This window comes from Parabacteroides goldsteinii DSM 19448 = WAL 12034 (genome assembly GCF_000969835.1).
Lineage (GTDB): Bacteria > Bacteroidota > Bacteroidia > Bacteroidales > Tannerellaceae > Parabacteroides > Parabacteroides goldsteinii.
The window spans coordinates 164,351-185,601 of sequence record NZ_KQ033914.1; the positions used below are offsets into that span (position 1 = coordinate 164,351).

Sequence of the window (21,251 nt, forward strand, 5' to 3'; positions counted from 1 at the left end):
TCCAATAAAGAATATAGCTGTAAATAATATATATTTGTATATAGACATTTGTTTTCTGGTTTTCCGTAGAGGTCTCTAATGTAAACAAATTAATGGAATATCAAAAATGACAAGAAGATTATTACCATATTTTGATATCATTATCGTATGTGAAAATTCTTCCTTTGAACTTTAAGTCCCTTTTGTCTAGAATTATATATATTGTATTTGAAGGGACATCCTGTGCATAGAGAGTTTTATATTGATCTCCGGAGATACTTATTGAACTCCAATGACTAATATTCCAGTAAGCTAATTCATAGTTATTGATATTGTCTGTTATGTGAAGGCTAGCTAGGTATTGGGTGAGATTAATATGTAATGTGTTCTTGTTGTTGATTTTGTATTTTTTTATATTGCCAAGAAAATCAACAGAAAGAGGGACTCCCATTGTTTTTATGCCACCATAATCTGTTTTAGAGATTGGTAAATACATAATGGATCTTCCAATATTGTGAAATTTATATGATTTATCATCAATCCTTTCTCCTTTAGTGATCTCTTTCCATTTATTATTATTGAATACAGCTAAGTAAATATCTTTTTGTGTTGATTTAATTGAAATCTTGATATTTGATGTCGCTATATATTCATTTGTTACATCTAGATAGTAATTATTATCAAACATTTCAATATTAGTCAATTCTGTGTTAGAGTATACTTGTCGGAATATTTTCGGAGGATGGGCGGCTAGCCAATTTCCTGTTTGCAACATTACTGGATTACAATCTTCATCAAAATAAACGACTTCGACATGTCCATTATTTGTATTCCCCCATAAGGGAATATAGTCTTTCGTTGATGCAATGCCCATAGATCGTAATGCCAGTACTATAATATCTGCTATGACAGAACAGTTTCCTTTTGAAGATAAAAAAGCTTCTTTGTAATCTAAAGAAGGTTTAATATTGAGTGAATTGTTGGAGTAAGATATTTGATTGTTAATGTCTTTGATTATTAATTGCGCAATATTTTTTATTGTCTTTTCATTTTTCATAGTATCAATCAATGGTTTATAGCGTTTCATGAAGAATGATCTCCAGTCTGTTAGATTTTCCTTATTTATTCTATATGGTAGGATATACTCGTAAAATATACTTTTTGTATATCCTTTAGACCAAGGATAGTTTTTCCATGCATAAAATGCTTTGTTACAATTTTCTATTAAATATTGAGGATCAATATATTGTGTGTCATACATAAGATCTGTTTTGATATGCAGATTTAAAGAGTCCAATATGAATTTATAATTGTTTTTATTTATGTGTTTGTCAAATAAAGAGAAATGTGTATTTGTGTCTGATAAATCTTTTATTATTACTTTATGGGTATATTTGTTTGCCATATTTTTAATTAAAAATAATGCTGCGTTATATTTTTCTTTGTCGTTTTTATAATGTTTTAAAACTTTATACAGATTATCGTTGTCTGATTTATAAGAAAGTATATCTGTATTGTTCTTTATGATACAAACAGCACATATAAAAGTAATCGTTGTTGAAAATATAACAATTATTTTTTTATTAATTATATATTGAAATAATTTCATTTGCTTCTTCTTTTATTTTTTGTGTAGTATAAGATGGTATTTTTACATTAAACTCCTTAATATGTTTTGCTATTTTTATCATCTGATTTTGTTTGTTGTATTCTTTGTATATAAGCATTAATTGATATAAAGGGAAGATTCTATTTGGGACTATTTTAGAAGCGTAGGTATAACATTTTATGGCTTCGTGAAGATTGTTGATGTTTTTATAGTTGTTCCCTTTTAATATCCAGATAGATGATGTGTTCATGTGCGTTAATATTTTGTCTAAATGAATATTGCTTTCTTCATTTTTTTGACATTTAGATAGTATGACAGCATAATTGTATAGAAACTGTGTGTCATATTTTAACTTGTCTTTAATAGAATTGTAAATTGTCATTTTTTCTTTATCCGATATTGATGTGTTTTTTGTATTTTGCCAAATAGTGTATGCGTTTTTTCTGTTTATTATAGATCCAATGAAGCTAAAGCTGAAAAAAGAAAATAGTATAATTAATAATTTGCATTGTATTTTATTGAAAGAAAAAAGAATCCTTTTTTCAAATGACGCAAGTATTCCAATAAGGATTGTTATTGTTAATAATGTTTCAACCCTTCTTAATGGATAACTTGATAGTGAAACTATTAATATAGATAGAACTGAATATTTTAAAGGAGATATAATGAACTTATTTTCATTCGTTTTGATTGTAAGCAAATATATTATGAATATTAATGTAAGTATTATTCCTATTATTCCATACTCAACTCCTATTTGTAGAACTTCGTTAAATCCATATTTAGTATTATCAGCGAATATTTTATATTTGCTATCTGGATTTGTACTGAAATAAGATGCCTGGTAATCTGGATATACAGAATAGAAAGTGTTATAGCCGAAACCGAGAATGGGTTTGTCGAATATCATTTTTGTAGTTATCTTGTATATAAGGATTCGACCATCTACAGAGTCTTTTCTGTGATTGATTAAATTGTATAGAAATAATATACCTAGTGATGTAAATAATAAAATGCAAATAGTTGTTTGTTTTATATTAATCTTCCTTATATGATTAATTATTGTGTTACTGCTCTTTATATAAATGTAAATAGTACATATTGATATGGATAGAATAGCACTTCTTGAATCTGTTAGATATATGCTGATAATAATCAGTACTGAGTTTGATCCATATATGATTTTCTGCATAATATCCTTGGTATTCAATAAGAAATAGAATCCAATCGGATAAGTTATGGCCAGATATATACCCGTTATGCCGGAGTTTCTCATTATGCCAATTAAAGGTGATGTATAATTGTTGTATATTGATATGAGAGCATGTATTGTACTTATTGAAATAATAATGAGTAGGATATTAATATTCCATCGTGTCTTTGATATGCAGAAAAACAGAATAATGTAACAGATGATTACATAAGTGTCATTATCCCAGTTCTTAATATTAAAAATAATGTATATTATCCCTATAGCTATATAAATATCATATATGTATATGAATATTCGGTTTTTGAATAGTAGATAATGTAAAATGAATATTATACTAATACTGAAAACAAATATTTCTTTTAGATATCCATAATTAATATTATTTGTTATCAAAGGGTAGAAAAATAATAAACAGGTTAATAAAGTGCTTGGTAATAGATTTGTTTCCCATTTATTTGAAATGTACAATCTGCTTTTCATTAGTAATTGTTAGATAAAATAATTAGTCTATTCTTATAAAACAGAATAGACTAATTTAGATTAAAGTTACTTGTTTGTTTTATACTTTACAGTACCTATTATAATTAATAGAATTATGAAAGTTAGAATTAATGCTTCTATATTGGATAATAGATAGTTCGATTTTAGATCATTTATAATACTTAATTTATAGAATATTAATGATTGTATGATGTAAAATAAAAAAGAATTAATATATAATTCTTTGAGTATTATTTTTTTCTTCTGTATATATCTTGTGACATTTATGAAAAAGAAACAACAGGGAAAAGAGAACATAAGGCTCCTATAAAGAAGATAGCTAAGATTGTTATCTCCTCTTTCTATTATTATGTTTGATAGAAAAAAGAGCGCATAGATAAATAATGCGAATAGAGTCCATTTTATTATATTTTTCATCTTGTTGTAATTTAAAATATTTTGTGAGCAGCTTCTGTACCAGAAGCGATACATCCCCCACCTATGGCTCCTGGTACAGCTCCTACTCCGCCTATGCCTGCTCCTCCCAGAGCTCCCAAAGCAGCACCTATCGCATCTTCTTTCGCTATATCCCATACGCCATCCCAAAAACCTTCTTCAGGATCTCCGCTTTTCGTTGTAATGATTTTTTGTTGGGAATTTTTTATCCCTATGATTTCGACTTTCCATTTTTCTAGATTTTCAGTCCAATATATTGCAGAATAACGAGCAACAGAACATCCACATAAGATAGGAAAACTTTCATTATCGCTAATAGCTTCATTTTGTAATATTTCGTTTTCAAATTCAATTATATTATTGGTTATTTTTTTGAAATCAGCTTCTTTGGGAACCGATAGGATATCGATCAAACGTATGAGATAATCTTTTTGAATATTAGTCATAGTTACATCGGAGAAATTAATGGAATCAGGGAGATTATAGTTGTCTGTCGATTTCGTGATTTTATTATTAAGTAGTTCTTTCTTCTTCATAAAAGAAATAGTTGCTTGCTTGATATATGAGATGTCAACAGGTCTTATTCCTGATTTTGTTTTAGGTAACTGGGTTATTTCATCTAAAATGTAATCCATACCTTCATTGTGGAGTTGTCCGATATAATCTTGAGGATTGTTTGAAACTTTACTTTCTTCGTCGAATATGGACTGACAAGAAAATAACACTGTGCCAATTAGCACTAAAATAGATAAATAATAATTTTTTTTCATATTGTTGAATTTTAAATTGAGGCAAAATTACTATTCATTGGTATTATGCGATCTAACCATTATATCATAAATGAGTAATCAAAGATGTTTTTTTTGGTTATATTTGTATCTATTTTGTAGTATATGAAAGTTGCGAGCATCATCCTTATAGTAGGTTTCCTGTCAATCATTATAAATCAGGGGATCTGGATTTATAATATGAAGAAAACTTATTATGAAGATTACTCCCTGTTCTTCAACAACCTGTTGAATATCTATGTCCAACAGGAGAGAGTCGGCTCTTTGCCTTTTGATCTGTTTGAAATGGATAAATATTTGCAAAAGCGTTTGGATGCGCTCAATCTTATGTTCATCTATAAATTAGAGCTATATGAAAATGGGCGGATGGTCAATACTATCGGGTGCGATGTGAAAAAAGAAGATGATTATGTTTATATCTCTCCGTGTATAAAAATTTCTGATGCTTTATCTTTGCAATGTTCGACAGTTATTCCCTCCTCTTTTATTATAGGGAAAATGAAAAGAATTAATGATATCTCATGTTGGGCAATGGTGATTAGTATCGGATGTCTGATTTATTTGTTGCTTAATATATTGAAAAGAGAAAAGATGTTGAAATCGAATATGTTGGCTATATATGGAACCATACATGATTTGAAATCTCCTTTGAATTTAACTTATCTGCTCATTTCCAGATTTGCAGGTAAAGAATGCGATGAGGCGAAGAAACAGTCTTTTTTGAATTGTAAAGCACAATTGTATACATTGAGTAATGCGATTGAAACTTTATTATCAGTTTTGAAAATGAGAGATCTACCAATTTCATATAAAAAAGAATATGTTGATTTGGTAGGATTGATAAATTCCGTCGTAGGTAATTTATCTAGACTCTACTCTGATAAGCATTTTGTATTATCAATAGAAAATGAGTTGACAACCGAATGGGTTAATGTAGATCCTTTTTACTTGGGAAATTGCATTACAAATCTATTGGATAACTCATTAAAGTATTCCGATGAAAATGTGGCGATTGAGATTTTTCTTGAAAACAGTTCTGATGAATATACTATTACAATAAAAGACACGGGATGGGGGATACCTGCCAAACTTACAAAAAAACTTTTTATCCAATCTTGCAGAGGCGATCACCACAATCAGCCTAGGGGGCATGGTTTGGGATTGTTATATACAGCTCGGGTGATAAAGGATATGGGGGGCTCTCTCGCTTTTCAAAGTGTAGAGGGGAAAGGTTGTACATTTTTTATAACGTTGCCATGCTAAATACAGACAAAAAAATAAAAGTAATAGTTTTCGATGATGATATTTTGTTAGGAAATATGATCGTGTCTTTTTTAAAAGAGGAAGAGATGAAGGCCATTTTTCAATCGTCTTTATATGGAGCAGTAAATGCAGTTCTTTCTTTTGAACCCGATATAATAGTGTTGGATGTTGAAATGGGGGAAGATAATGGGATTGAGTTTGCTTCTGAGATACAGTCCCGTGGTATTACAATTCCTATTTTATTTGTTTCGTCGCATGTTAGAGGATATGAGATTGCTCAAGGTATAGAGGCTGGTGGAAAAGTATATATTAAAAAGCCGTTTGATATGGAAGAACTGATTGTCTACATCCGGCAATATGCCTGTTTTCCAGGACCTTCATGCTTGGTTCCTTTTGGCAGGTTGCAATTGAATAAGGAGACTCGCGATTTGCTTGTTGACAATAGACTGATAAAGAAGCTTAGTAAAACTGAATATCAAATATTGTTATTGTTAATAGAAAAACAAGGCGAAGTGGTTTCCCGTAATTGTTTTTATAAGGAAATTTGGAATGATTGTGATCTTTATGAAGCTAGCTTGAATAATTTTATATCGAAATTGAGAACTCTTTTGCTAGTGGATGATAGCCTGGCTATTAAAACATTGCCGGATATAGGATATATGCTTTCTATTGCCAAAAGAGAAATTGTTGAGTGATTACTCAATAATCAGCTCATAGTCGGCCACATCCAGCCAACGGTCGAATTTGCGGCCTACTTCATGGAAGCTGGAGACTTGTTTGAAGTGTAGCTTTTCGTGTAGTTTTACACTGGGGGCATTGGGGATGGTGATGCAGGCAACCAGCACATGAAATGAGCGGTTGCGGCAGTCTTCGATCAGTTGGTTCATTAATGACCGGCCGTATCCTCTGCCGGGATAGTCGGGATGCAGGTAGATAGTCGTTTCTACGGTTGTGTTGTAGGCTTTTTTGGTTTTCCATTCGTGGGCATAGCAGTAACCGATAACTTTCCCGTCTTCAACGCAGACCCATGCCGGAAAGTTTTCTATGACGGGAGCCAGCCGCTGACGCATTTCCGCTTCGGATGGAACTTCCGTATCGAAGGTGATTACCGTGTTATTCACGTAGTGGGCATAGATCGCAACGATCTCGGCGATATCATGCAATGTCATTGGACGGATCATAATACTTTTTGAGGTAAAGATAATGATAAAATAATAAAGGCTCCTCCATATTTTTCCGGTATGGAAAAGATATGTATTATGTATCTGTAAAAAAGGTAAAATCAAAGTTATATATATTCTCATAAAAAAAGAGGATAACCTCTATGGAGCTATCCTCTTTACTATATAATCAACGAGTTTGTTTCTTGATTATAAAGCACCTACTTCTTTCAGTGCAGCGTTTGTTCCCTTAACAGCGGCAGCGCTCTTAGCGAACAATTCTTTTTCTTCAGCTGTCAGTTCCAGTTCAACGATCTTTTCGATACCGTTTTTACCCAGGATAACAGGAACGCCGATACAAAGATCTGATTCGCCGTATTCTCCTTCCAGATAAACTGAACAAGGAACCATTTTGCACTGATTGTGGATGATAGATTCAACAACGAATGCTCCTGCTGCACCCGGTGCATACCATGCAGAAGTACCCAACAGTTTTGTCAGTGTAGCACCACCAACCATAGTAGAAGCAACAACTTCCTGCAATTTTTCAGCGCTCAGCAGTTTGCTTACAGGGATACCTTTGTAAGTAGCCAGACGAGCTAACGGAATCATTGTAGTATCACCGTGACCACCGATTACCATACCTTCTACTTCGTTAGCATTGCATCCTAATGCCTGAGACAGGAAATATTTGAAACGAGAGCTATCCAATGCGCCACCCATACCGATGATACGGTTTTTCGGCAAGCCCAGAGATTTCAATGACAGGTAAGTCATTGTATCCATCGGGTTAGAGATAACTACGATAATTGCATTCGGAGAATATTTCAGGATGTTCTGAGCTACACTCTTCACGATACCAGCGTTTACACCGATCAACTCTTCACGAGTCATACCCGGTTTACGGGGAATACCTGAAGTGATAACAACAACATCAGAATTTGCTGTTTGAGCATAGTCGTTTGTGCAACCTACAACTGTAGTATCGAAACCCAGCAGCTGAGCTGTCTGCATCATATCCATTGCTTTGCCTTCGGAAACGCCTTCCTTAACATCAAGCATTACAACTTCGTCTGCCACTTCATTGAAGGCAAGAACATTTGCGCAAGTAGCACCTACATTACCGGCGCCAACAACTGTTACTTTAGACATAATAATAAGTTTTATATGTTATTACTTATAATAATACTTTCTTTTTTAACGAGGACAAAGGTACAATGTATTGCTGAATAAAGAAATATTTCCGTAAATAATTTATTTGCGAGGACTATTAATTATCACTAAATGGGGGACAGGGGGAAGGCTTGTTTAGAAAGAATGGACTCGCTTCTGATACTATTTGAGTCATCGTAAGAAATTCCCCACTTTTTTTATTTGTGTGGGGAATTTTCCCCCTATAGGAGGGGAATAATCCCCATTACAATGGGGGAATATCCCCATAGCAGTGGGGATATGTTATAGTTTAAATTCATATCTGATTAATTCTGAATCTGCCAATACAAGTAATATTACAGAAATAAGCATTGATTTAAAAACATTTATTATATTTATGAACAATCGCTTGCGGTCGGTAGTTTTTATTGAAAAGGGGTTCATAATCTTAAATCGATATGCATATGGTTAAGTTCTATTTTTCTTTATTCATATTTCCGATATTTTTATTAGCTGTCCGGGGGATTGAAGGGCAGGCGCAGGTCGCTCCGTTACCGACGGATACGTTCAGGACGGTTGTACCTGATTCCATACGGCTGGATGATGAGATAGCCGTTGGATATGCAACGGGGAATCAGCGGACCATGTCAGGTTCTGTTGATAAAGTTTCCGAAAAACGTATGAACAAGGGGTTTGTCTCCAGTTCGCTGAACGCTTTGAGCGGACAGGCGGCGGGGGTCAGTATCTCTACCGGAGCAAACAGGGCGGCTGCACTGAGTGCTGTCCGGGTGAGGGGAACGACTTCGCTGACCGGAGGGAACGACCCGCTGGTCATTATCGATGGGGTTTCTTCCGACCTGAATACGCTTAGTTCCATTTATCCGGCGGATATCGAGAGTTTCACTATCCTGAAAGATGCTTCCGAGACGGCACAGTACGGTTCGCGTGGTGCTTCGGGGGTGATCGAGGTGGCGACGAAGAAAGGGAAAGGCGGCGCTTTCAGTATCAGTTACGATGGCAGTTTCGGGGTGGAGGCTGTCTATAAGAATATGAAGATGCTGTCGGGAGACGATTTCCGGGCGGTGGCTTCCGAACGTAATATCGACATACTGGATCTGGGTTATAATACGAATTTCCCGGATGAAATAACCCGTACCGGGATTGTGCAGAATCATCATATAGCTTTGGGGGGAGGCTCTGAAACGTCCAACTATCGTGCTTCCCTTGGTGTTATGGACCGGGATGGCGTGGTGCGGACAAATGATTTTCAGAACTTTACCGTTAAACTGGATATCGCCCAGCGTGCTTTCAATGACCGGTTGAAGATAGACCTGGGTGTCTTCGGCTCCTTGCAAAAGAACCGTTATCTGAATGATATCCAGAAGACTTTCTATTCAGCTGCCGCGTTTAATCCGACATTCCCGAACCATCGGGACGAACAGACCGGAGCATGGAACGGGGTAACCAATGCCAGCCAGATTACCAATCCGCTTGCCTGGCTGGAGGTGAAAGATGATGATTCGAATGCCCATTTCAATACCCATCTGAAGTTTACGGTCAACCTGAGCAAACAGGTTAAGTTTTCAGCCTTCGGTTCCTATACATATAATATAATAGATAACTCCCAGTATCTGCCGACCACGGTATGGGCGCACGGACAAGCCTATAAAGGAGAGAGGAAGATGGAGGACTTGTTGGGTAATTTGTTGCTGAGTTATTCGAATGATTGGGGAAAGCATCACCTGGATGCGCTTGGACTGGTGGAAGCTCAGAAGAATATCCTGACCGGATTTTATACGACTGTTACGAATTTCTCAACGGATAAATTCGGATATAATAATTTGCAGGCAGGGGCTGTACGTCTTTGGGAGGGAACGAACTCTTATTATGAAGACCCACGGTTGAGCTCTTTTCTGGGACGTGTCAACTATATGTATGCCGGAAAATATGTGGCGACGGTCAATGCCCGTGCGGATGCTTCCTCCAAAGTCGGCAAGAATAATAAATGGGGGTTCTTTCCTTCTGTCTCGGCTGCCTGGATAATCACGGAGGAGGATTTTATGAAACAGTTCACTTTTCTGAATAATCTGAAACTGCGTGCCGGCTACGGTCTTTCCGGTAATCAGGATGCGATCGATTCTTATAACTCCCTGCAACTGGTGAAACCCAATGGCGTGGTATCGGTAGGAGGTAGCCCGACGGTAACGATGGGGGTAATCCGGAATGCCAACCCCGACCTGAAATGGGAAGTAAAACGTACCGTGAATGCAGGGATAGATGTCGGTTTCTTCCGTAACCGTCTGTTGATGACTGTCGATTATTATCATTCGAAGACCAGCGATATGCTTTATCTTTATGATGTGAGCGTTCCGCCTTTTGCCTACAATAAACTGTTGGCAAACCTCGGTTCGATGCGGAATAGCGGTGTCGAACTGGGTTTCGGCGTTACTCCTTTGCAAACGAAAGATATGGAATTGAGCATCAATGTCAACGTTACTTTCCAGCAGAACAAACTCCTGTCCCTGAGCGGTATGTACAAAGGCGAACAGATGTCGGCACCGGAATATACCAGTATCTCCGATCTGAATGGCGCTGGTTTCCACGGAGGTTATAACCATATCGTCTATCAGATTGTCGGACAGCCTTTAGGTGTCTTTTATCTTCCTCATTGTACCGGGCTGACACAGCAGGAGGATGGTAGTTACAGATATGAGATTGCCGACCTGAATGGCGATGGTGTGAATCTGGAAGATGGCGAAGACCGTTACATTGCCGGACAGGCGACTCCCAAGACGATGCTGGGATCGAATATCAGTTTCCGCTACAAGCAGTTCGATGTCTCTTTACAGATAAACGGAGCCTTCGGGCATAAGATATACAACGGGACTTCCCTTACTTATATGAATATGGGCAGTTTCCCCGATTACAATGTGATGCAAGGTGCTCCGGAACAGAATATAAAGGATCAGACGGCAACGGATTACTGGTTGGAGAAAGGTGATTACATCAACTTTGACTATCTGACCGTGGGATGGAATGTCCCGCTGGGCAAGTGGAAGAAATATGTGCAGAACCTGCGGTTGTCCTGTTCTGTCAATAATCTGGCAACGATCACCGGCTATTCCGGCCTGACTCCTATGATCAATAGTTATATTGTGAATAATACGCTGGGGATAGACGATAAGCGGAATTATCCGGTTTACCGTTCTTATACGGTCGGTTTGAGTTTTCAATTTTAATAATTAGTAGTGATGAAGAAGTTAGTTTTACTATCCTATATTTTGTGCGGTTTTACTTTTCTTTCCTGTAGTAAGTTCCTGGAAGAGAATCCGCGAGATCAAATTTCGGAAGAGGAAGCCTATGATAATGCCACTTCGGTCTACCTGAACACGGTTGCAACGCTTTATAATTATGTAGGTGGTTACAGCGATAGCCAGGGATTACAGGGAACTTACCGGGGAGTATATGACCTGAATACCTTTACGACGGATGAGGCGATCCTTCCGACCCGTGGCGGTGACTGGTATGACGGTGGTTTCTGGCAAGGTTTGTTTCTGCATAAATGGGGTGTCAGCAGTGATGCCATACGGGCGACCTGGGAGTATTTGTATAAGGTGATTGTGTTGAGCAATAAGTCTTTGGAACGTCTGGACGAATTTTATAAGCAGACGGACAACCGGTATATCCCGGCTTATATGGCTGAGGTGCGTGCTTTCCGGGCCATGTATTATTATTACCTGGTGGATATGTTCGGACGTGTTCCGCTTGTATTGTCGTCATCCACTCCGATGAAAGATGTAAAGCAGAGTACCCGGCAGGAAGTGTTTGAGCTTGTGGTAAAAGAATTGCAGGAAGCAGCACCGTTGCTAAGTGCGGAGCGTAGTAACCAGCTCGGTGACTATTACGGGCGTTTGACACGTCCGGTTGCTTATTTTCTGTTGGCTAAACTGGCTTTGAATGCCGAAGTTTACACAAATAATAACTGGACGGCCGGAAGTCAGCCGGATGGAAAAAGTGTGTTTTTTGAAGTCGGCGGTCAACGGTTGAATGCGTGGGAAACCGTGATCGCTTATTGCGATTCCATAACAGCGCTTGGTTATCAGTTGTCACGTACTTATGAAGAGAACTTTTCCGTATTTAACGAAACCTCTGTAGAGAATATCTTTACGATTCCGATGGATAAGAATTTTTATACGAACCAGATGCAATACCTGTTTCGCTCCCGTCATTATAATCATGCGAAGGCTTACGGATTATCCGGTGAGAATGGCTCTGCCGCTACAATAGAAGCACTCCGGACTTTCGGTTATGATACGGATTCGGTCGATGCTCGTTTCAGTAAATGCTATTTTGCCGGTGTTGTGCTTGATCTGAATGGGGATACCGTTCGGCTCGATACCGGGCAGGTGTTGGAATATCTGCCCTGGAAGGTGGATGTGGATATATCCGGCAAACCGTTTGAGAAGGTGGCGGGTGCCCGTATGAAGAAATATGCAATCGATAAAACGGCGACTAAAGACGGGAAGCTGATGGATAATGATATTGTGCTGTTCCGTTATGCCGATGTTTTGCTGATGAAAAGTGAAGCATTGGTCCGTAACGGGGGAAACGGGGATGCAGAGTTGAATCAGGTCCGTTCCCGTGTCGGAATGCCGGACCGTCAGGCTACTTTAGATAATATACTGGCCGAACGTCAACTGGAATTTGCCTGGGAAGGGTGGAGGAGGCAGGATCTGGTCCGCTTTGGTCTTTTTACACGGACCTATAGCAGCCGTCCGCAGTTACCGGGAGAAAGCAGTGGTTATACGACTGTCTTTCCGATTCCCGAAAATATACTTTCCCTGAATAGAAATCTGACACAGAATCCTGGATATTAAATAAATATGAAAAAAGGATGCCCCCGTTATGGAAGCATCCTTTTTCATATTTGCTATAACTGTTTATTATAACTGAATCCAACGAACATAAGCAAAGTCCATACGGTGAGGCAATTCTTTGTTTACAGGGTAAACACGGAAGCCCATTTTATGAACACCAGCTTCGCTCGGAGTTGTTTTCAATTCAAAGAACAGTTTAGAACCTTCTTCTTTCTTCAGCACGAACGGTTTTGTATAAAGCAATTCAAGCTGATGATTTTCCGAGTTTTCTTTGGTCACAACCACTTCAGCTCCAAGCATTCCCTGAAGGTCTTTGCGGTCGATTACCAGATTGAATGAATATTCTTTGCCGACAACCGGTCCGTCGATAGCCAGATCCTTGCTGCAAGTGAATGATTCAACCTGGAAGCTGTCCCAATGTTCTGCCACTTCTTCTTTCCATGCTGCGATAGCTTTGGCTTCAGCGTAGTTACCTTCACGCAAATGGGCGGAACGGTTAGCCAGTTTGCTGTAGAAACGGCTGATATAATCGTCCAACATACGTTTCATTGTATAGTCGGGAGCGATCTGAGACATTGAGTTCTTGATATATTGGATCCATTCGGGAGAGTATCCCTTGCTGTTTTTAGCATAGTAAGTCGGGATGATCTCTGTTTCCAATATATGGTAGATCGTAGCGGCATCCAACTGATCCTGATACTGCTGGTTTTCGTAAGTACGCTTGTCGGTCAATGCCCAACCAGCGCCTTCTTTATAACCTTCGTACCACCATCCGTCGAGTACGGAGAAGTTCAGTACACCGTTCATCTCTGCTTTTTCACCGGATGTACCTGATGCTTCCAGCGGACGGGTCGGAGTGTTCAACCAAACGTCGACACCGGCAACCAGGTGACGTGCCAGACGCATGTCGTAGTTTTCGAGGAAGATGATCTTACCCAGGAATTCCGGACGACGTGAGATTTCTACGATATGTTTGATCAATCCCTGTCCGCCGCCGTCAGCCGGGTGGGCTTTTCCGGTAAATACGAACTGGATCGGATATTTTTCATTGTTTACGATCTTAGCCAAACGGTCAAGGTCTGTGAACAATAAGTGTGCACGTTTATAAGTGGCGAAACGACGGCCGAAACCGATCAGCAACGCATTCGGGTTGATCTTTTCAAGGATAGAAACAACCTTTACAGGGTCTCCCTGATTCTTCAACCAGCTCTGTTTGTACTGGCCTTTGATGTATTCGATCAGTTTATTTTTCAGAGTTTTGCGCAGTTCCCAGATATCGTCGTCGTTGACGTTCTGGATAGCTTCCCAAAGTTTTTTGTTGGATTGGTCTTCAAAGAATTTTTCACCGAAACGCTGGTGGAAGAAACGTTTCCATTCTGTAGAAGCCCATGTCGGCATGTGTACGCCGTTAGTTACATATCCTACATGCAGTTCATCCGGGAAATATCCTTTCCATACCGGAGCAAACATGCGTTGTGATACTTTTCCGTGCAACCAGCTTACGCCGTTTGCTTCCTGGCAAGTATTCAAAGCGAATACACTCATAGAGAACTTTTCGTTAGAACCCGGGTTTTCGCGTCCCATATCGATAAATTCCTGCCAGCTGATACCCAGCTTACCGGGGAATTCACCCATGTAGCGACCGAACAGGCCTTCGTCAAAATAGTCGTGTCCGGCAGGAACCGGAGTATGTACTGTATAAAGAGCAGAAGCGCGTACAACTTCCAATGCCTGATTGAAAGTAAGTCCGTCGTTCTGGATATAGTTAACCAGACGCTGAGCATTGATCAATGCTGCGTGGCCTTCGTTACAATGATAGATCTGTTTTTTGATACCCAGTTTATCCAGCATCAGGATACCGCCGATACCTAACAGATATTCCTGTTTCATACGGTTTTCCCAGTCGCCGCCATATAACTGGTGAGTGATTGAACGGTCCCATTCACTGTTCTGAGGAATGTCTGTATCCATCAGATACAAAGGAACACGTCCTACGCTTACTTTCCAGATATGAGCATATACGGTTCTGCCTGGATAAGGTACTTCCAATACCATCGGTTCGCCGTTTGACTGCATTACCTGAGAAAGAGGTAAAGAGTTGAAATTCTGCGGTTCGTAGTTTGCAATCTGCTGTCCGTCCATAGACAGTGATTGTGTAAAGTATCCGTAACGATACAGGAAACCTACAGCTGTCAGATCGATGTTACTGTCGCTGGCTTCTTTCAGGTAGTCACCTGCCAGAACACCCAGACCACCGGAGTATATTTTCAACACGTTGGTGAGTCCGTATTCCATACTGAAATATGCAACAGACGGTTTAGTAGCATCCGGTTTTACGTCCACATATTTTCTGTAGCTGGCGTAAACTTCCTGGATTTCGGCCATCAATACTTTGTCGGCCTGGATTTCTTCAATACGTTTGAATGATAAGCTTTGGAGTAAAAGCACCGGGTTACCTTCCGTAGATACCCAAAGGTCTTTGTCGATTTTTCCAAATAATTTAGCTCCTTCATGATTCCATACCCACCACAAATTAGTAGCCATTTCGTGTAAGGGTTGTAATGCTTCGGGAAGCATCGAATGTGAATAAACGTCCTTCCAGATCGGACTGTTTGCGTTATTCGCCTTGATTTTCATTATTGTGAGATTTAAAATGATTCAACTTTTAATAAGATGTAAAAAACTGTGGCAAAGATAGAATTATCTTGCTAATTATGAGCTATGTTTAACTGTTTCTTTTAGTTGCAGCTTCCAATGCGTCGCTGAAAGCTTTTTGATAGAAAACAATGAATTTACTCCATTCAGCCTGCTTTGCCAGTTTAAAACAGCGTTTGCGTATTTCTTCAACTTCTTTTTTGTCTTTCTTGACGAGTGAGAGGATTGAAGCAGTGATAGCATCAGCAACATCGAAATAGTTGAAGTCTGTCCGTTCAATAACAGCCACACCTTCGCTGATGTTTTTGCCGGAGACACTTTTTTCCGCCCAAAGGCCGAAGCCGGCCAGATTGGTCGTTACTGTCGGTATGCCAAAGGCAACACTTTCCAGTGGAGTGTATCCCCAGGGTTCGTAGTATGACGGATATACAGTTGCGTCCATACCGATCAGCAGATCGTAATAGGGCTTGTTAAAGATTCCGTCGCGTCCGTCCAGGTAACAGGGCACAAATATTATTTTCAGTTTTTCGGAAGCCTGATTTGTGAATCCTGCGTGTGAGATATAATTTAATACCTTGTCCTGATCCATCAGATTCAGCCAGTGGGTAATAAAAGGCATTTGCATGGGAGAGGTGGTCTGAATATTTTTTTCAATCACCTCTTTCAGGTCGGCGCGTGCGTCGCGGACCCAGGCCGGAACCATCAGGAAGGCAACGACTTCACGTTGTAATTCTCCTGAATTGCGTACACGGTTCATGGCTTCGATGAAGACATCGATCCCTTTGTTGCGGTATTCATACCGTCCGCTGGTCGATACGAGCAATGCATCCGGAGAGATGGGACATCCCAGTAATTTCTCGGCTACATTGATCAATCTCTTGCGAGCTTCTGCACGTTTCTTGGTATATTCTTTTCCTTCGGGAACGAAGTTGGGCTCAAAACCGTTCGGGGTAACAATATCCGGAGCCTTGTCCAGTAATTGCTTACACTCCCGGGCAGTGATATCGCTGACTGTCGTGAAACAGTCCACATGGTGAGCCGTTTGCTTTTCCAGCGAATGTTTGGCCTCCATATTCAGTTCCTTCGCCATCTGGTCGCCGTTGTATCCGTCCATATAAGCATATAATGCTTTGTTGTTGCCGGCAATGGAACGGCCGATAGATGTAGCATGAGTAGTGAACAGGGTTGCAATGGCGGGGATTTGCTTTTTGATATAAAGCGCTCCCATACCCAGCATCCATTCATTGAACAGTGCTGTAACTTTCTTATCGGAAAGATTATAGAAGTTGTAGAAACTTTCAATCACTTTTCCTACTGCATAGGCAAAAATACAGGATTCGTCATAGTCGCCATAAGCGTGCATCGAATCTACCCTGAAGTTTTCCCACATGGAGTAAAAGAAAGCGTCCCGATCACTGAAAAAAGGCTTGAAGTCGATTAATACCACCGGAGGAGTACCAGGTACGTTCCAGCGTCCGACTTTCATTTTTAGTTTGTCAGTGGTTCTTGCATGTTTTTTCCAATCAGCAAACAGAGCATCATCTTCGATAAAGTCCGGAGCGTTAGCGGGTCCCCACACATCAGGTCCGATAAATACCACTTTATCGTTAAACATCTGTTGCAGAGTGTGCGCTTTTGTAGACAGCACTGTGTAGATCCCTCCCACTTTATTACAGACTTCCCAACTGCTTTCAAAGAGATATTCTGGCGTTGTTGTCTTTGTATCCATAAACGATTTTGTTTATAATCAGAGAATTTGAAGCTGCAAAGATACATTATTTTTATCTTTTTTCCTGCGGTGTGAGTTATTTAATAAAGGATTTTGTAGATTTGTAGATATTTTAATGCGAAAATTATGGCTAAAAGAAGAATTTTAAAGAAAGAAATCAGCTATGTAGCAGGTGAACTGTTTTCTGAAGTATTAGTTTGTAAGCTATTTATTCCTGGAGTAGAGGGAGATAAAGCTGATGTTCTGTTGACAAGGATACTGGATATGCAGGATGAATTTATCCGTCGTGCCGGAACTCCGGATGCCAAAGACAACAAAACACTGGTAAAAGAGTATTATCGTAAACTTAGAGTTGATTTGCAGACAGAAGTCGACGCTATTGCTAACGAAATAGGAGAGCTAAGTAAAGAAAAATAATGAAGAAAGCGATCTGTAAGGCACTTCTTCGCATGGCCGGATGGAAACTGGGACCAGTTGGCGAAGATGTGCCTAAATGTGTGATATGCGTTGCCCCGCATACCAGCAATTGGGATTTTATTGTCGGAAAGTTGTTTTATACGGCATTAGGGCGTAACGCCAGTTTTCTAATCAAAAAAGAATGGTTCTTTTTTCCGTTCAATATATTGTTTTCGTGGCTGGGTGGTGTGCCTGTCGACCGTCATCAACGGACTTCGGTAACCGACCAGATGGTTGAGGTGTTTAATAAACGCAAAATTTTTCAGCTGGCTGTGACACCGGAAGGTACACGTAAAAAGGTGGAAGAATGGAAGAAAGGGTTTTATTATATTGCTGAAAAGGCACAGGTTCCTATCATGATCGCTTATTTTGATTATGCAAAGAAGGAAGCCGGGTTTAAAGGATTGTTTTATCCAACCGGGGATGCAGAAAAGGATATTCGTACAATTCGTGAAAGTTACCGGGATGTGACAGCTTGTCATCCGGAAAATTTCGTAAAAGTTTAATTTACTATTATGGCAGACAGCTTACGTATCAGTATGATTCAATCCCATATCATTTGGGAAGACAGAGACGAGAATCTTGGTTATTACGGAGAATTACTCCGGCGTGTGAGTGGGAAAACGGATATTGCCGTACTTCCCGAAACCTTTACAACCGGTTTTTCCATGGAGGTGGAAAAGCTGGCAGATACGATGGATGGCCCGACTGTCCCGACTATAAAGGGATGGGCCGCTAAATATAATCTGGCTGTCGCCGGTAGTTTTATTGCGAAAGAAGACGGAAAATATTTTAACCGTGCTTTCTTTATCACGCCGGAAGGGGACGAATATTATTATGATAAACGTCATTTATTCCGGATGGCTGCTGAAGATAAGCATTTCACGGCTGGCGATAAACGTACGGTAATAAAGTATAAAGACTGGAATATCTGTTTGCAGGTTTGTTATGATCTCCGTTTCCCGGTATGGAGCCGCAACGTGGATAATGAGTATGACCTATTAATATATGTAGCAAACTGGCCTGAACCTCGTAAAAAGGTATGGAAAGCATTATTGCCTGCCAGGGCCATTGAAAATATGGCGTATGTGTGCGGTGTGAACCGGGTGGGTATCGATGGTAAAGGGTTTACTTACCGGGGCGATTCCATGATCTTCTCTCCGAAAGGAAAGAAACTGGCAGATGCCGGCAAACGGGAGGAAATAACTCGTACCTGTACATTAAATAAGAGTGATTTGGAGGAATTGCGTGCTAAATTCCCGGCGTGGAAGGATGCAGATGCTTTTTCGATTCTCTGAGTCATAGAGTTATTGAAAAAAAAGAGCGGCTATCAGGAAGAAACCTGGTAGCCGTTCTTTTTAGGAAATACGTAGAGGGTGTGAGTTGTGTTTTGGTAAAAAAAAGCGACTGCCGGAGATTAATCCGACAATCGCTCTTCATCTTATGTGGAAAATGTAATCTATCTTACTTCACTTCTTCGAAGTCAACATCTGTTACGCCACCGTCCTTAGCTCCGCCAGCATTGTTGTTGGCCTGTTGCTGTCCGAAATCAGGTCCCGGTTGTGCACCGCCCTGAGCATTCTGAGCATTGTACATTTCCTGGCTTGCAGCCTGGAATACTGTATTCAGTTCAGTCATGGCAGCATCGACACCTGCAATATCCTGAGCCTTGTGAGCTTCTTTCAGCTTATTCAATGCCGCTTCGATAGGAGCTTTCTTATCAGCCGGAAGTTTGTCACCCAGGTCTTTCAACTGTTTTTCAGTCTGGAAGATCATACTGTCAGCCTGGTTCAGCTTGTCGATACGTTCTTTTTCTTTCTTGTCGGCTTCAGCATTGGCTGCAGCTTCGTCTTTCATGCGTTTTACTTCGTCGTCGCTCAAACCACTGGATGCTTCGATACGGATGCTCTGTACTTTACCGGTTCCTTTATCTTTTGCAGATACGTTCAGGATACCGTTTGCGTCGATATCGAAAGTAACTTCAATCTGAGGTACACCACGCTGTGCAGCAGGTATTCCGTCCAGATGGAAACGGCCGATTGATTTGTTATCCTTAGCCAGAGAACGTTCGCCCTGCAGGATATGGATTTCTACAGACGGCTGGTTGTCGACAGCTGTTGTAAATGTTTCCGATTTCTTAGTCGGAATTGTTGTGTTGGCTTCGATCAACTTAGTCATCACGCCACCCATTGTTTCGATACCCAGAGACAGCGGAGTAACATCCAGCAACAATACGTCTTTTACTTCACCAGTCAATACACCACCCTGGATTGCAGCACCTACAGCTACTACTTCATCCGGGTTAACACCTTTGGAAGGAGCTTTGCCGAAGAATTTTTCAACGATAGCCTGTACAGCCGGGATACGTGTAGAACCACCTACCAGGATTACTTCGTCGATATCGGAAGTACTCAAACCTGCATCTTTCAATGACTGACGGCACGGTTCGATACAAGCCTGGATCAGGCTGTCTGCCAACTGTTCGAATTTAGCACGTGTCAATGTTTTAACCAAGTGCTTTGGAATACCGTTAACCGGCATGATATACGGCAGGTTGATTTCTGTGCTTGTTGTGCTTGACAATTCGATCTTAGCTTTTTCAGCAGCTTCTTTCAAACGTTGCAAAGCCATCGGGTCTTTGCGCAGGTCAACGCCTTCTTCACGAAGGAATTCTTCTGCCAGCCAGTCGATAATCACGTGGTCGAAGTCATCACCACCCAGGTGAGTATCACCGTTTGTTGATTTTACTTCAAATACACCGTCACCCAATTCAAGGATTGAAATATCGAATGTACCGCCACCAAGGTCGAATACGGCGATCTTCATATCTTTGTTGGTCTTGTCAAGACCATAAGCCAGAGATGCGGCAGTCGGTTCGTTCACGATACGGCGAACATTCAGACCGGCAATTTCACCGGCTTCTTTTGTAGCCTGACGCTGAGCATCGCTAAAGTAAGCCGGAACAGTGATAACTGCATCTGTTACTTCCTGTCCTAAATAATCTTCAGCAGTCTTCTTCATCTTCTGAAGAACCATTGCTGAAATTTCCTGCGGAGTGTACAGACGGCCTTCGATATCCACACGCGGAGTGTTGTTATCGCCACGTACTACCTTATAAGGTACGCGATTGATTTCTTTCTGAACCTGGTCGTAAGTTTCACCCATGAAACGTTTGATAGAAAATATAGTTTTTTCCGGATTGGTGATAGCCTGACGTTTTGCGGGATCACCAACTTTACGTTCGCCGCCTTCAACGAATGCAACGATTGAAGGAGTCGTTCTTTTACCTTCGCTGTTTGCAATAACAACCGGTTCGTTACCTTCCAGTACGGCAACACATGAGTTGGTTGTTCCTAAGTCGATACCAATAATTTTTCCCATAATTTTCTACTATTTTAATTGTTATTATTTTTCGTCTTTGCTTTTTCTCTTGT

At 40.0% G+C, this 21,251-nt stretch carries 15 protein-coding genes; 7 read left to right on the forward strand and 8 right to left on the reverse strand.

Annotated elements, in window-relative coordinates; translation table 11 throughout:
- Positions 1-121 precede the first annotated feature (121 nt).
- From HMPREF1535_RS23240 to HMPREF1535_RS23255, 3 genes are all read right to left on the reverse strand, one after another.
- Positions 122-1,588 (reverse strand): transglutaminase domain-containing protein, encoded by a 1,467-nt coding sequence (locus HMPREF1535_RS23240; protein WP_010800345.1) that lies wholly within the window; start codon positions 1,586-1,588, stop codon positions 122-124.
- Complete coding sequence (locus tag HMPREF1535_RS23245) at positions 1,563-3,281, reverse strand: O-antigen ligase family protein (protein ID WP_046147768.1); 1,719 nt, start codon at positions 3,279-3,281, stop codon at positions 1,563-1,565. The genes HMPREF1535_RS23240 and HMPREF1535_RS23245 overlap by 26 nt, the downstream gene beginning before the upstream one ends.
- Before the next feature lie 449 nt (positions 3,282-3,730).
- Entirely contained in the window at positions 3,731-4,507 is a 777-nt protein-coding gene (locus tag HMPREF1535_RS23255; protein ID WP_007653765.1) for a hypothetical protein, read from the reverse strand.
- Between the two features lie 198 nt (positions 4,508-4,705).
- Between HMPREF1535_RS23255 and HMPREF1535_RS23260 the strand changes: the two genes are divergently transcribed.
- Together HMPREF1535_RS23260 and HMPREF1535_RS23265 are read left to right on the forward strand one after the other, a co-directional pair.
- On the forward strand, positions 4,706-5,788 hold the full coding sequence (locus HMPREF1535_RS23260) for a sensor histidine kinase (protein WP_224264474.1): 1,083 nt from the start codon (positions 4,706-4,708) through the stop codon (positions 5,786-5,788).
- The gene (locus tag HMPREF1535_RS23265) at positions 5,782-6,483 is read left to right on the forward strand and encodes a response regulator transcription factor (RefSeq protein ID WP_007653763.1); all 702 of its coding nucleotides are present in this window, start codon (positions 5,782-5,784) and stop codon (positions 6,481-6,483) included. Before HMPREF1535_RS23260 ends, HMPREF1535_RS23265 begins: the two co-directional genes overlap by 7 nt.
- Here HMPREF1535_RS23265 and HMPREF1535_RS23270 read toward each other — a convergent pair whose 3' ends face one another.
- Together HMPREF1535_RS23270 and mdh are read right to left on the reverse strand one after the other, a co-directional pair.
- Positions 6,484-6,969: a GNAT family N-acetyltransferase gene (locus HMPREF1535_RS23270; protein WP_007653762.1), complete on the reverse strand. Its 486-nt coding sequence runs from the start codon at positions 6,967-6,969 to the stop codon at positions 6,484-6,486.
- A 189-nt stretch (positions 6,970-7,158) separates the two neighbouring features.
- Positions 7,159-8,100: a malate dehydrogenase gene (gene mdh / locus HMPREF1535_RS23275; RefSeq protein ID WP_007653761.1), complete on the reverse strand. Its 942-nt coding sequence runs from the start codon at positions 8,098-8,100 to the stop codon at positions 7,159-7,161.
- A 464-nt stretch (positions 8,101-8,564) separates the two neighbouring features.
- Between mdh and HMPREF1535_RS23280 the strand changes: the two genes are divergently transcribed.
- A complete protein-coding gene (locus HMPREF1535_RS23280; protein WP_082207587.1) occupies positions 8,565-11,339 on the forward strand; it encodes a SusC/RagA family TonB-linked outer membrane protein in 2,775 nt (924 codons plus the stop codon).
- Between the two features lie 12 nt (positions 11,340-11,351).
- Positions 11,352-12,977: a RagB/SusD family nutrient uptake outer membrane protein gene (locus HMPREF1535_RS23285; RefSeq protein ID WP_046147770.1), complete on the forward strand. Its 1,626-nt coding sequence runs from the start codon at positions 11,352-11,354 to the stop codon at positions 12,975-12,977.
- Between the two features lie 66 nt (positions 12,978-13,043).
- Here HMPREF1535_RS23285 and glgP read toward each other — a convergent pair whose 3' ends face one another.
- Both glgP and HMPREF1535_RS23295 read right to left on the reverse strand, forming a co-directional pair.
- Positions 13,044-15,614 (reverse strand): alpha-glucan family phosphorylase, encoded by a 2,571-nt coding sequence (gene glgP, locus HMPREF1535_RS23290; RefSeq protein ID WP_010800339.1) that lies wholly within the window; start codon positions 15,612-15,614, stop codon positions 13,044-13,046.
- Positions 15,615-15,702: 88 nt separating this feature from the next.
- On the reverse strand, positions 15,703-17,361 hold the full coding sequence (locus HMPREF1535_RS23295) for a glycosyltransferase (RefSeq protein WP_046147771.1): 1,659 nt from the start codon (positions 17,359-17,361) through the stop codon (positions 15,703-15,705).
- Between the two features lie 126 nt (positions 17,362-17,487).
- On the opposite strand from HMPREF1535_RS23295, the gene HMPREF1535_RS23300 reads away from it, so the two are divergent.
- The 3 genes from HMPREF1535_RS23300 to HMPREF1535_RS23310 are packed head-to-tail and all read left to right on the forward strand — an operon-like array spanning position 17,488 to position 19,115.
- The gene (locus HMPREF1535_RS23300) at positions 17,488-17,778 is read left to right on the forward strand and encodes a hypothetical protein (RefSeq protein ID WP_007653753.1); all 291 of its coding nucleotides are present in this window, start codon (positions 17,488-17,490) and stop codon (positions 17,776-17,778) included.
- A complete protein-coding gene (locus HMPREF1535_RS23305; protein ID WP_046147772.1) occupies positions 17,778-18,323 on the forward strand; it encodes a lysophospholipid acyltransferase family protein in 546 nt (181 codons plus the stop codon). The genes HMPREF1535_RS23300 and HMPREF1535_RS23305 overlap by 1 nt, the downstream gene beginning before the upstream one ends.
- A 9-nt stretch (positions 18,324-18,332) precedes the next feature.
- Positions 18,333-19,115: an amidohydrolase gene (locus HMPREF1535_RS23310; RefSeq protein ID WP_007653745.1), complete on the forward strand. Its 783-nt coding sequence runs from the start codon at positions 18,333-18,335 to the stop codon at positions 19,113-19,115.
- 166 nt (positions 19,116-19,281) lie between these two features.
- Here the strand turns inward: HMPREF1535_RS23310 and dnaK are convergent, their stop codons facing one another.
- Positions 19,282-21,198: a molecular chaperone DnaK gene (gene dnaK / locus HMPREF1535_RS23315; protein ID WP_007653744.1), complete on the reverse strand. Its 1,917-nt coding sequence runs from the start codon at positions 21,196-21,198 to the stop codon at positions 19,282-19,284.
- Positions 21,199-21,251 lie beyond the last annotated feature (53 nt).